The 12278-nt window shown below is 41.0% G+C and carries 14 protein-coding genes; 12 read left to right on the forward strand and 2 right to left on the reverse strand.

Annotation, left to right across the window (positions count from 1 at the left end):
• The first annotated feature begins 67 nt into the window (after positions 1-67).
• Both ES896_RS10180 and ES896_RS10185 read left to right on the forward strand, forming a co-directional pair.
• Positions 68-247, forward strand: coding sequence for a YjzC family protein (locus tag ES896_RS10180; protein WP_008348517.1), 180 nt, complete (start codon positions 68-70; stop codon positions 245-247).
• A gap of 169 nt (positions 248-416) precedes the next feature.
• The gene (locus tag ES896_RS10185) at positions 417-1682 is read left to right on the forward strand and encodes an MFS transporter (RefSeq protein WP_007499050.1); all 1266 of its coding nucleotides are present in this window, start codon (positions 417-419) and stop codon (positions 1680-1682) included.
• Between the two features lie 120 nt (positions 1683-1802).
• Here the strand turns inward: ES896_RS10185 and ES896_RS10190 are convergent, their stop codons facing one another.
• Complete coding sequence (locus ES896_RS10190; RefSeq protein WP_024720055.1) at positions 1803-1997, reverse strand: YjzD family protein; 195 nt, start codon at positions 1995-1997, stop codon at positions 1803-1805.
• A 212-nt stretch (positions 1998-2209) separates the two neighbouring features.
• On the opposite strand from ES896_RS10190, the gene ES896_RS10195 reads away from it, so the two are divergent.
• The 4 genes from ES896_RS10195 (at position 2210) to ES896_RS10210 (ending at position 4866) form a co-directional block, all read left to right on the forward strand.
• Positions 2210-2950 (forward strand): hypothetical protein, encoded by a 741-nt coding sequence (locus tag ES896_RS10195; RefSeq protein WP_007499048.1) that lies wholly within the window; start codon positions 2210-2212, stop codon positions 2948-2950.
• 75 nt (positions 2951-3025) lie between these two features.
• A complete protein-coding gene (locus ES896_RS10200; RefSeq protein WP_135226775.1) occupies positions 3026-3601 on the forward strand; it encodes a nad binding enzyme in 576 nt (191 codons plus the stop codon).
• A 90-nt stretch (positions 3602-3691) separates the two neighbouring features.
• The gene (locus tag ES896_RS10205) at positions 3692-4657 is read left to right on the forward strand and encodes a BMP family ABC transporter substrate-binding protein (protein ID WP_017360174.1); all 966 of its coding nucleotides are present in this window, start codon (positions 3692-3694) and stop codon (positions 4655-4657) included.
• Between the two features lie 11 nt (positions 4658-4668).
• Positions 4669-4866 (forward strand): ComZ family protein, encoded by a 198-nt coding sequence (locus ES896_RS10210; RefSeq protein ID WP_024720057.1) that lies wholly within the window; start codon positions 4669-4671, stop codon positions 4864-4866.
• Between the two features lie 10 nt (positions 4867-4876).
• Here ES896_RS10210 and ES896_RS10215 read toward each other — a convergent pair whose 3' ends face one another.
• Positions 4877-5110, reverse strand: coding sequence for a hypothetical protein (locus ES896_RS10215; RefSeq protein ID WP_008348506.1), 234 nt, complete (start codon positions 5108-5110; stop codon positions 4877-4879).
• A gap of 169 nt (positions 5111-5279) precedes the next feature.
• Between ES896_RS10215 and ES896_RS10220 the strand changes: the two genes are divergently transcribed.
• The 6 genes from ES896_RS10220 to ES896_RS10245 all read left to right on the forward strand — a co-directional run bounded on the left by ES896_RS10220 (position 5280) and on the right by ES896_RS10245 (position 12243).
• Positions 5280-6218, forward strand: a complete 939-nt coding sequence (locus tag ES896_RS10220) for a beta-ketoacyl-ACP synthase III (RefSeq protein ID WP_024720058.1) — start codon at positions 5280-5282, stop codon at positions 6216-6218.
• Positions 6219-6239: 21 nt separating this feature from the next.
• Positions 6240-7481: a beta-ketoacyl-ACP synthase II gene (fabF, locus tag ES896_RS10225; RefSeq protein WP_135226776.1), complete on the forward strand. Its 1242-nt coding sequence runs from the start codon at positions 6240-6242 to the stop codon at positions 7479-7481.
• Positions 7482-7558: 77 nt separating this feature from the next.
• On the forward strand, positions 7559-8353 hold the full coding sequence (locus ES896_RS10230; RefSeq protein WP_017360172.1) for a DUF2268 domain-containing putative Zn-dependent protease: 795 nt from the start codon (positions 7559-7561) through the stop codon (positions 8351-8353).
• A gap of 170 nt (positions 8354-8523) precedes the next feature.
• Positions 8524-9504: an ABC transporter ATP-binding protein gene (locus ES896_RS10235; RefSeq protein ID WP_035392443.1), complete on the forward strand. Its 981-nt coding sequence runs from the start codon at positions 8524-8526 to the stop codon at positions 9502-9504.
• A 23-nt stretch (positions 9505-9527) separates the two neighbouring features.
• Positions 9528-10523: an ABC transporter ATP-binding protein gene (locus ES896_RS10240; RefSeq protein ID WP_025207148.1), complete on the forward strand. Its 996-nt coding sequence runs from the start codon at positions 9528-9530 to the stop codon at positions 10521-10523.
• Positions 10524-10608: 85 nt separating this feature from the next.
• A complete protein-coding gene (locus ES896_RS10245; protein ID WP_008348494.1) occupies positions 10609-12243 on the forward strand; it encodes a peptide-binding protein in 1635 nt (544 codons plus the stop codon).
• The last annotated feature ends 35 nt before the right edge of the window (positions 12244-12278 follow it).

Genomic DNA, 12278 nt, shown 5'->3' on the forward strand with positions numbered 1-12278 from the left:
TTTACATATTGGATTGGAGAGGCAATGGACGGGACATAATAACATCAATCGAGAAAGGAGGATGGAAATGGGTCAACAGCATCAGTTTAAATCTGGTAATAAGGCACCTAATAATGGTGTTTATATCGAAATCGGTGAGACCGGTAGTATGGTGAAGGATCCTTTAAAGATAAAGCTTAAAGCAGGAGACGTCTTTCCGGATAACTCGAACCATAACCGCGTTTGGACTTACCAAAGAAAGCCGTAAGCAATTGACTAAGAGTCCATATGAATAAGTCTTTAGAGGCATGTGTCATGCCTCTTTTTTCTTTATAATAAAAAACAATTAAGTTCCAATTTTCAAATAAATAGTATGAAAAAAAGAAAGATTAAGGTAAAATATGTAAAAATAGTATAAGGTTGAAAGGATTTGTGTGATGGAAAAGATGAATCTCAGTGAAAGTGTTTGGAATAAACGCTTCACCTCATTGTTCATATCAAGACTCATAAAAAATACAGGAGAAAGTTTTGCTTTTACATCCGTTCTTTGGTTATTGATTTTAAGAGGGGATGGAGCGCTCGGTACCGGACTTCTTCTAGCAGTGACAGTTCTTCCTTCATCATTGTTGGCCCCAATACTAGGACCTCTTATGAAAAGACATCATTTATCTAAATGGATGTTTGCTTCAGATGTCATTCGAGCAACCATTGTACTCATTATTCCACTACTGCATTTTTCGCACATATTGCCTCTATGGTTATTGATCTCATTAATGGTTATTCAATCGGCAACAGGTGCAGCATATAACCCGGCTTCTGTGGCCATCCTGCCTCAGATTGTTCCAAAGCATCTCATTCAAAAAGCAAATGCGATCCTGCAATCATCTTTTGAAATTGTCGCACTTGCTGCGGTGATGGTCGCTGGTCTTTTGGTCAAATTAATTGGCCCTGCAGATACGCTCCTGATCACCACTGCTTTATTTATCATATCGGGCTTGTTCATTATTGGCGTTAAACTCCAAAAGTCAGATGCAGAAAAAGCAGCAGACATTAAACAAGCAAAGAATACATATCTGTATAACTTAAAAAGAGGCTTTCTAGTCGTTAAAAATCATCATATTTTATTTGCACTAACCCTTTATTGTATTTTAATGAATGTCGCCGCAGCTCCGTGGCAGGCATTATCCGCTGTATATGTAGCAGAAGCGCTGCAAAGTGATTCAATGGTGTATTCCATTTTAAGAGGTGTCGCCGCAGTTGGTGCGTTTATGATGGGCTTTGCACTGGCGAAGGTGAAAATCAAAAGATTCGGCTTGTTCTTTATTGTCGCAGGCATGATTGAAGGAGCTGCATTCTTTATCACTGGAATGAGTACATGGCTTCCAGTCGTTCTTCTAGCTTCCTTTATTTTTGGTGCAGCCGTCAGTGCAATCAATGTCCCAGAGATGGTCATTATTCAAACGTCTGTTGACCAAGAAGATCAGCCGCAAGTATATGCCGTGATCAATGCGTCATCAAATGTCTTTCTCCCGCTTGCAGCCGTCATATCGGGCGTTCTGGCAGAACGCTTTGGAGCAGGACCTGTCATTGCGGGGGGTGGTGTGCTTGAAATTTTATCAGGCATCGCGATCTTCCTGTTCACAGGGCTAGCGAAAAGCCATTTGTCAGCAGACAAACAGAAGTCCGAAACGGTTGAGGTGTAACTCAAAAAACCCCCTGTAATTGACGGCAGGGGGTTTTAGCGTGCGCTCTCAACTTCTGGTCATCATTCTGAAAAAAAGAAAAAGAGCTAACCTCAAATCATTAGCTCTTTTCCAGCAATATTAAGAATGTTCTGTTGAACTTTCTGTTTCTTTCATTGGACTTACTTCAGCAAAGATGAATAAAATAACCGTAAACACTATGGCAAGAATGGAAGTTAACGTAAAATCATAAGCAGCTCCATTCATAGATGAAACGATGTAACCAGCCATATGTGTCAGCAGAAAAGTCCAAATGAGGGTGATAATGTAATGCATTATTCCACCGTCCTTTATGTAACAATCTATTGACTATCATACCATAGATACGAGTTCAGAGAAAAGACTGTTTTCCGCCTTTATGTGACCATTTTGAGACCTTCTACTATAAAAATAAAAAGAATTCTTCTGTCTTTAGGGGATTTCCTTATTCCTACAAGAGTTGTTGTTCATATCATAGAAAGCAGAATCACTGAAAGGAGGCTGGCCATATGGGTGTAAGCGAACGTTTTTTCCAGCTTGGTTCCCAGTGGAACGTCATTCACCTTCCTCAAAAACCAAATGGCTTTGGCATTCTAATCCTCGGTGACCGAAATCACTTTGTGCAGGAAAATACATCATTCTGGCTTCAGCATTACGGAAGAAACCAGCTTTTAACTGCTTTAAAGGATGAAGGATATACATTGTTTAATAGTCATCTTCATGGGAATCACTGGGGATGTGAAGATGCTGTTTTTAGTGCGAAACAGCTTGTTCATCACACATTAAAACAAGAAATATTAAACCGGGAAATTCATGTGCTTGCAGAGGGAATGGGCGCACTTGTCGCCATGAGTCTTGCCGAAGAAATGCCAGAAGTGCTAAGGTCTATAGCCATGATGAATCCATGTTTACACCTGCAAGCACAAAGAGAAAGAGAAAAGGAACACAAATTCTTCTACAAACAGTTCATGAAAGAACTCGCACAGAGCTATGGGTGCTCTGCAAAGGAAGCTGAAACGTATCCACTTCCTTCTTGCCCCGTTCATTCAGCTCATGTACCGATTCATATATGGCAGAGACTAAACGGCGCACCGTATGCCTATGAACTACACGCAAAGCCTTTTATTGATCAGCATATGATGAATCCAGACCATTGTCAGATGGACCTTACCTTGCATATGTTTGATCATCCAAGAAGAATCTTTCAGTCCATTCACAAGTTTTATAAATCGCATGAAAGAGAATTGTAATGAATAGGATGATAACAGCCCTTCATGGAAAGGGCTCTTCTTTTTATTCGATATGCTAAAAAAGGGGACATGAACATGGAAACAGGACTGATCATAGGTGCAGATGAATTTTTTGGCCTGACACTTTGTGAATATATGATGAAAGAGGGCATACAAGTGGATATCACATATCCTAAGGAGCAGTCAGAGGAGCAAAAAATGTTATTAGAAGAGCGGATGATGTGGCTCGGCCGCAATGATCTTGTCCGCGTTATTGATGGTCAAGATAGGAAAGAGGCATATGACCTGATCTTTTTTCAATCAGATGATTCAATGAACAGAGAGACAGACCTCGAAGCGAAGCATGGCAAATACCGCTTGTTTTACGAAGAACCCGAAAGCCATTCGCATGAACAAAGCGTTTCGGCTGTTATCCTTCCACGCATGTTTGGTCCGTGGACACTCTATGAAGAGAGACGAATAAAGGATGATCACACATTTTTTGTAGAAGATGTCGCAAAGGAGCTTTTAAAGTGGGCACGCACCGATCAAAGGCAGGAAATCATTCATCAATTGAAGGTAGAAAGACAAACAGGTGACAAACAAGCAGAAGAAATCATAGCAGAATGGAAAAGACAAAACTCAACATTTTTCGACAAAAAGCAAGAATGATCTTCCATCTTATCTTTTTTCAGTATAAAATAAACCTATATTTAACATACAGGTTCATGCCTGCGTGTTGCAAAGGGAGTTGAACATGGCATGAAGTACCAGCGGCTTGTCATGATCTTTTCGTTCCTTCTTCTTATGCTATCTGCCTGCTCGCAGGCGCCGTTAAAAGGACATATTGAGAAGGTGGGTTTACTCGTCCCCGATACGATTAATGATCAAGTTTGGGGAACGAAAGGTTATAAAGGCTTATTAAATATCCAATCAACATTTGGTGTAGATGTTTATTATAAGGAAGGGATGGTCGACAAGGAGAAAATCGTTGATGCCATTGAAGAATTTCATAAAAAAGGAGTCAATTTAATTATTGGCCATGGCAATGAATACAGCGAAATTTTCAACTTGATCAGTGAAGATTATCCGAAAACACAATTTATCACGGTCAATGGAGGCAAGCCTCAAGCTGATAATGTCACAAACGTCACGTTTAAAGGAGAAGCAATGGGCTTTTTCGGAGGCATGACAGCAGCACATATGTCCAAAACAAAAAAGATTGGTATTCTGGCTACATATGATTGGCAAAGTGAAGTAGACGGTTTTATCAAAGGTGCAAAATATCAGGATGAACATGTGCAAGTCCTAGCGGAATTTGTCGAAAACTGGGATGATGCTGACAAAGCGGTGAACCTCTATCAAAAATTGAAAAAACAAGGTGTAGATGTTGTGTATCCAGCAGGTGATGGTTATAATATCCCTGTCATTGAACAAATCAAAACCGACAATCTATCTGCGATCGGATATGTCACTGATCAATCCAACCTTGGAAGCCATACGGTGTTAACTAGCACTGTACAGCATGTCGATAAAGCGTACAGTATCATTGCGAAGAAGTTTAATGAAGGCAAGCTAAACGAACAAGGTGAGTACTCCTTTGACTTTAAAGAAGGAGTGATCGAAATGGGGAAATTTAGCTCAACCATAGACCGCGCTTTTGTGAAAGACATTGAGAAGGATATTGCGAATTACAAAAAAACAGGCAAATTGCCAAATGAAAAGTGAGGACGTTGAACATGCAACACGAAAAATCGATGGAGTTTTTACAAATTGCGATGAAGTATTTTCCACAAGCAAAAGAAGAATTAGATAAAGCAGGGATTCAGCTTGATCCAGAAGCACTTCAGCCGCTTCTCTCTTTGTTTACATCTGTCATGCAAGAGGCATATGAGCTTGGAAAAGCAGATGCAGCATCAGAAAAAGCCACAGAATAGTGGCTTTTTTTTATGATAATTTTTTCTTGAAGGCACTAATCATAGGACCAACATCTTTAAACACAGGCTTCAGCTCATCGATGGAGTTCATAATGTTTCCAATTTGATTCATGACATGCATGTAGTCAATGGAGTCATCACTTGAAGAAGTCTCTGCACGCTCCTCCTTTTTTTCTGTCTTGCTTTTCTCCTTTTCAAGTGGCTGACCAAACATCATTGCTGAGAAAATATCCTTTTGCGCCATATCACATGTTCCTTTCTACTATTGGTATATCATTAATCTATGAAAAAAGTGAGAGGAAAGGTTAGACGTTTGTATTGCCAAGGAGAAAAAAATAAGGTAAAATTAGTACCAGATACTAATATAAGATCACAATATCACATGCTCGTATGAGTAAAAGGAGTCTTATTCAATGAATGCTGGAATTATTGGCCTTGGCCGCTATATACCTGAAAAAGTATTAACAAATCGCGATTTAGAAAAAATGGTTGAAACTTCTGACGAGTGGATTCGTACTAGAACAGGTATAGAAGAAAGAAGAATTGCATCTGATGATGTCAATACATCTCATATGGCGCTTGCTGCTGCAAAAAAAGCATTAGCTGACGCAGATGTGGCTGCAGAAGATATTGATATGATTCTTGTAGCGACAGTTACGCCAGATCAAGCATTTCCGACAGTCGCTTGTATGATTCAAGAGCAGCTCGGTGCACATAAAGCATGTGCAATGGATATTAGCGCTGCCTGCGCTGGCTTTATGTATGGGCTTGTTACTGGAAAACAATTTATCGAATCTGGCACTTACAAACATGTGCTTGTCGTTGGTGTAGAAAAGCTTTCTCGCATTACCGACTGGGATGACCGCAACACAGCTGTTTTGTTTGGAGATGGAGCAGGTGCTGCTGTACTAGGAACAGTCAGCGAAGGCAAGGGAATTCTATCATTTGAGCTTGGAGCCGATGGAAGAGGCGGGAAGCACTTGTACTTAGATGAAAAAGATCATACAATCATGAATGGAAGAGAAGTATTTAAATTTGCTGTGAGACAAATGGGCGAGTCAAGCGTAAACGTGATAGAAAAAGCTGGACTATCAAAAGAAGACGTAGACTTCTTGATTCCGCATCAAGCAAACATTCGCATTATGGAAGCAGCACGCGAACGCTTAGAGCTGCCAGTTGAAAAAATGTCGAAAACAGTCCATAAATATGGAAACACATCAGCAGCATCCATTCCAATTTCACTATGTGAAGAAATCGAAGCCGGAAAAATTCATGACGGCGATGTGATTGTAATGGTTGGTTTTGGTGGCGGATTAACGTGGGGCGCAATCGCTATGCGATGGGGCCGATAAAAGAGTGGGGTGCACAAATTAATGGATAAGAAACGAGTAGTTGTTACAGGATTAGGTGCTTTGACACCTCTTGGCAACGATGTAGAGACAACATGGAAAAATGCTGTAGCAGGTGTATCAGGTGTTGGCCCGATCACACGTGTTGATTCAAGTGAATATACAGCAAAAGTAGCAGCAGAACTAAAAGATTTTAACATCGAAGATTACATGGAGAAAAAAGAAGCGAGAAAGATGGCACGCTTCACACAATATGCAGTCGTTGCTGCTCAAAAGGCTTTAGAAGATTCACGCCTCGAAATTACAGATGAAAACGCACCTCGTGTTGGGGTATGGGTTGGATCTGGTATTGGCGGACTTGAAACATTCGAAGAGCAATTCGAAGTGTATTCAAATAAAGGAGCAAGACGCGTAAGCCCGTTCTTCGTTCCAATGATGATTCCAGATATGGCGACAGGTCAAATTTCAATTGCACTTGGCGCAAAAGGGGTTAACTCTTGTACAGTGACAGCATGTGCGACAGGAACAAACTCCATTGGTGATGCCTTTAAAGTCATTCAGCGCGGAGATGCAGATGCGATGATTACAGGTGGAACAGAAGCACCATTAACGAAAATGTCGTTTGCTGGTTTCTGTGCAAACAAAGCCCTTTCGACAAATCCTGATCCAGATACAGCAAGTCGTCCATTTGATAAAAACCGTGACGGATTTGTTATGGGTGAAGGAGCGGGAATTGTTGTTCTTGAAGAATTAGAGCATGCGTTAAAACGTGGTGCGACCATTTATGCAGAAATCGTTGGCTACGGTTCAACTGGAGATGCATACCATATCACAGCACCTGCTCCAAACGGAGAAGGCGGCGTACGTGCAATGAAAGAAGCAATTCTTGATGCAGGTTTAACAGTGGAAGAAATTGATTATATCAATGCCCACGGAACAAGCACACCGTATAATGATAAGTTTGAAACAATGGCGATTAAAGAAGTGTTTGGAGAGCATGCGAATCAGCTTGCGATCAGCTCGACAAAATCAATGACAGGTCATTTACTTGGCGCAGCAGGCGGAGTAGAAGCGATTTTCTCTGTTCTCGCGATTAAAGACAGTGTCATTCCGCCAACGATTAACCTTGAAACACCAGATGAAGAATGTGATCTTGATTATGTAGCAAATGAAGCACGTTCAAAAGAAGTACAAGTTGCGTTGAGCAACTCACTTGGTTTTGGCGGGCACAATGCGACAATTATCTTCAAAAAATACGAAGCGTAATATGTCTTAAGAAGGCGGCGATCTATAAACAGATCGCCGCCTTTTTGCATATGATGAAAATGGAGGTGTTCAGCGGTATGGGTCTGATCAATACACAATATCTCATTGAGCAATCATCATCATTTCAGGAGCTGGCGGCACGTTTTGTCCCTTATTTTAAAGGAGCGGAGAAAAAAGAAGGATCATCTATTCTCGCCCATTTACAACATCACGGAATGGTGCGATCATGGAACGCCTGCCAGGAAATGATCGACAAGCTCAAAGAAAAAGGGTATTTCAAGCTTGTGATGAAAGAATACAAAGCGCTGCAAAAAAAGTGGGGAGGTCCTGATGTCCCCGTCTTTATTTTGCCTGTTAATGAGAGCAGCAAAGAGATCAGAGAACAATTTTACTTTCAATCCGGCATGGCATTTGATGACAAAATCTTTCTTTTTTTATCCCCGCATACACCGAAGGAGCGAATCGGTACGTTGCTGACGCATGAATATCACCATGTATGCAGGTTGCATTTTCTCACGAAAGAAGAAAAAGATTTTACATTCCTTGATACAATCATGATGGAGGGGCTCGCTGAATATGCTGTGTATCATAGATATGGAGAAAGCTATACAGCAAAGTGGACGACTTTATATGACGAATCGCAGCTGCAGCGCATGTACAAGAAATGGGTATCCAGTCACCTTTATCAGAAAGTGCAGGACGACGAAAGGCTGATACAGAATCTCCTTTATGGAAAAGGGAACTACCCCAAAATGCTTGGCTATGCCACTGGATTTTATATCGTGAAAAAGTATTTCGATGAGCACCGAATCAGCGAGGAGTCTATGATTGCGGAGCCAGCGGAAACGTTTTTAAAGGCGATAGAATCGTAAAGACAAACATTCACAAAAAAAGTGACATATTACAATTTTACTAAATACTTCTTGATTTCGTCATGCTGATGTAATAATATACAAATATAAATTTTGATAATTCTTTTTATTCTAAAAAGACGGAATTTTTCGATTCGGTTCATTTGATCTATGGAGAAAGGGGCGAATGCATGAGCACACTGCTTGAAGTGCAAAACTTAAAAACCTATTTTTTTCGAAAAAAGGAACCAATACCTGCTGTTGATGGCGTTGATTTTAGTATCAAAAAAGGGGAAACAGTCGCATTAGTCGGTGAGTCTGGGTCTGGTAAAAGTATTACGTCTTTATCCATCATGGGTCTGATTAATGGGACTGGTGGGAAGATTATGGATGGTTCCATTAAGCTTGATGGAAAAGACCTTGTTACATATAGTGAAAAGGAATTGTGCAATATTCGTGGTAATGATGTATCCATGATCTTTCAGGAACCCATGACCTCACTTAATCCCGTCTTAACCATCGGGGAACAAATAACAGAAATCCTCATTTACCACAAAAAACTTTCAAAAAAAGAAGCGACCAAAAAAGCGATTGACTTGCTAAAGCTTGTAGGCTTTTCCAGGCCAGAACAAATCATCAAAGATTACCCGCACCGTTTATCCGGCGGTATGCGTCAACGAGTCATGATCGCCATTGCGCTAAGCTGTGATCCGAAGCTCCTCATTGCGGATGAGCCGACTACTGCGCTCGATGTGACCATACAAGCCCAGGTGCTGACCTTAATGAAAGATTTATGTTCGACCTTTGGTACATCTATACTTCTCATTACGCATGATTTAGGTGTTGTGTCGGAAGTAGCAGACCGTGTCATTGTCATGTACTGCGGACAGGTTGTTGAAAATGGAACCGTTGAAGAGTTGTTTGATCAGCCGCTTCATCCATACACAGAAGGACTGCTTGAATCCATTCCGGTCATTGACGGAGACATTCAGCCATTAACGGCGATAAAAGGGAATGTCCCTGCGCCAGATCAGCTTCCCGCAGGATGCCGTTTTGCGCCAAGATGCCCGAAAGTAATGGAACGCTGCATAGGTGAATTGCCCAAACTGACAACCTTTGAAAATGGTAGAAGCGTCAGGTGTTTCTTATATGAGGAGGCAAGCCAAACATGACACTTGCTGAAAACCAACCATACATGACAGATCGATCTGAGAAAGAAACCATCCTGGAATTAAAAAATATACGAAAACACTTTCCGATTAAAGCTGGGGTGCTGCAAAAGAAAGTAGGAGCAGTCAAAGCGGTTGACGGCATCGACTTAAACATTTATAAAGGCGAAACGTTAGGCATCGTTGGAGAGTCTGGATGCGGTAAATCCACATTAGGACGGACGATGATTCGTTTATATGAACCAACAGAAGGACAAATTCTATTTAAAGGGCAAGATATCTCTCATGTATCTGAATCAAAACTAAGACAATCAACAAGGAAAAACATCCAAATGGTTTTTCAAGATCCCTTTGCATCACTCAACCCTAGAAAAACACTTCGAAGTATCATCAAAGAACCCTACAAAACACATCACTTATATTCCTTAAAAGAAAGAAATGAAAAAGTAGAACAGCTTTTATCCAAAGTCGGCCTTCACCCAAGTTTTGCGAATCGATACCCGCACGAATTTTCCGGTGGACAAAGGCAGCGGATCGGTATCGCTCGTGCACTTGCCATGAATCCTGAAATGATCATAGCAGATGAGCCTGTTTCAGCGCTTGACGTCTCCATTCAGGCGCAGGTCATCAATTTGATGGAAGAGCTTCAAGAAGAGTTTGACCTCACCTATCTATTTATCTCTCACGATCTCAGTGTGGTCCGCCACATTAGTGATCGAGTGGGCGTCATGTATCTTGGCAAAATGATGGAACTTGCGGATAAGCACAGCCTGTACGATGATCCGCTTCATCCGTATACACAGGCGCTTTTATCTTCCGTTCCAGTCACCCGTAAAAAAGGTCAGGTGAAAAGGGAACGGATTATGCTGCAAGGGGATTTACCAAGCCCTGCAAATCCGCCAAAAGGTTGTGTGTTTCATACAAGATGCCCACACGCGAAAGAAGTCTGTAAAGAAAAAGTACCAGAATTTCAAGAATTAAAAACGAACCACTTTGTGGCCTGCCACCTCTACGACGCTTGATCACGCTTGTATGATCTCATCTTTGAGAGGGGGGATGAAACGGGCTTCTGTCATCATTTTTTAAAAAAGATAGGGGGAATTGTCTATGAAAGATAGAAAGAGAAAGTCCATTTTGGTCAGTTTACTGCTGATCTTTACATTGATCCTTGCTGCTTGTTCTGGTGGAAATAAAACGTCTGGAGACAGTGAAAAGAAATCCACAGGTAAACCTGTACAAGGTGGCGATCTTGTCATTGGTTCGATTGCAGAGCCTACATTATTTAACTCACTTTACTCAACAGACGTTGCAAGTTCTGATATTGAAGAGAGAATCTATAGCTTTTTACTGCAAACAGATGGAAAGCTTAACCCACAGCTGGCGTTGGCAGAAGATATTAAAGAATCCGATGACGGCAAACAGTTTGATGTGACCATTAGAAAAGGCGTGAAGTTTCATGATGGAGAAGAACTGACTGCTGATGATGTTGTGTTTACATACAGCATTCCGATCAATAAGGATTACAATGGTGAGCGTGGATCAGGCTTTGAAGTATTAGAGTCTGTCAAAAAAACAGGGGACTATTCGGTCGAATTTAAGCTGAATAAAAAAGATCCATATTTTTATAACGTCACGCTAGGAAGCTATGGCATTTTACCAAAGCATATTTTAGGTGATGTCCCTATAAAGGATCTTGGCGAAAATGAATTTAACCGAAAAAATCCAATCGGCTCTGGCCCATTTAAATTTGCCGAGTGGAAAGAAGGAGACTATGTCAAACTCGAAGCATTTGATGACTATTGGGATGGACGCCCATACCTTGATACAGTCACCATTAAAACGATTCCTGATCAAAATGCAGCCATGGCTCAGCTATCCGCAGGTGATATTGATTTCTTTGCAGTGCCTGGAGCAGAACTGCAAACAGCTGAAAAAGTTAGTAACATCAAAATCGAATCTGATCTAGGGCTTAATTATTCATATATTGGCTGGAATCAGAAAAACGAACTGTTCAAAAGTAAAAAAGTCCGTCAAGCGCTTACCCATGCCATTGATCGTCAAACCATTGTAGATCAAGTGTTAGATGGAGACGGGAAAGTAGCCAACATCCCAGAAAGCCCGCTGTCATGGAACTACCCTAAAAATGAAAATGTCCCAGTATTTGAATTTGATCAAGAAAAAGCGAAAAAGATGCTGAAAGAAGAAGGCTGGGAGGATACAGATGGAGATGGTTATCTTGATAAGGACGGTAAGAAGTTCTCCTTCGTCTTGAAGACGAACCAAGGAAACAAAGTCCGTGAAGATATTGCTGTCGTTGTCCAGCAGCAGCTCAAAGAAATTGGCATTGAAGCAAAACCGCAAATTGTAGAATTTAGTGCATTAATCGAACAAACAACCCCGCCAAAATGGGATTATGATGCGTTATTACTCGGCTGGAGCTTAGCGACATTCCCTGATCAATACAGTATTTTCCATTCAAGTCAGTCTGAAAAAGGCTTAAATAACATTTGGTATAAAAATGAAGAAGTCGATAAACTGCTAGTTGATGCCAAAAACTTGAGTGATCGAAAAGAGTATTCAAAGGCATATGAAAAAATTTATGAGCTGATTGCAGAAGACCAGCCGTATACGTTCCTTTATTATGCCAACTCACATCGTGCGATGCCATCTAATCTACAAGGCTACTCTTACCACCCAAAAGATGAATATTACAAAATCGAAAAATGGTGGATTGAACAGTAGTCTGCTAGTGAAGAAGGGGGAGGGGTCTCCCCTTT

This window comes from Bacillus sp. 005/A4HT-01/001, assembly GCF_004634445.1.
Taxonomy (GTDB): domain Bacteria; phylum Bacillota; class Bacilli; order Bacillales; family Bacillaceae; genus Bacillus; species Bacillus altitudinis.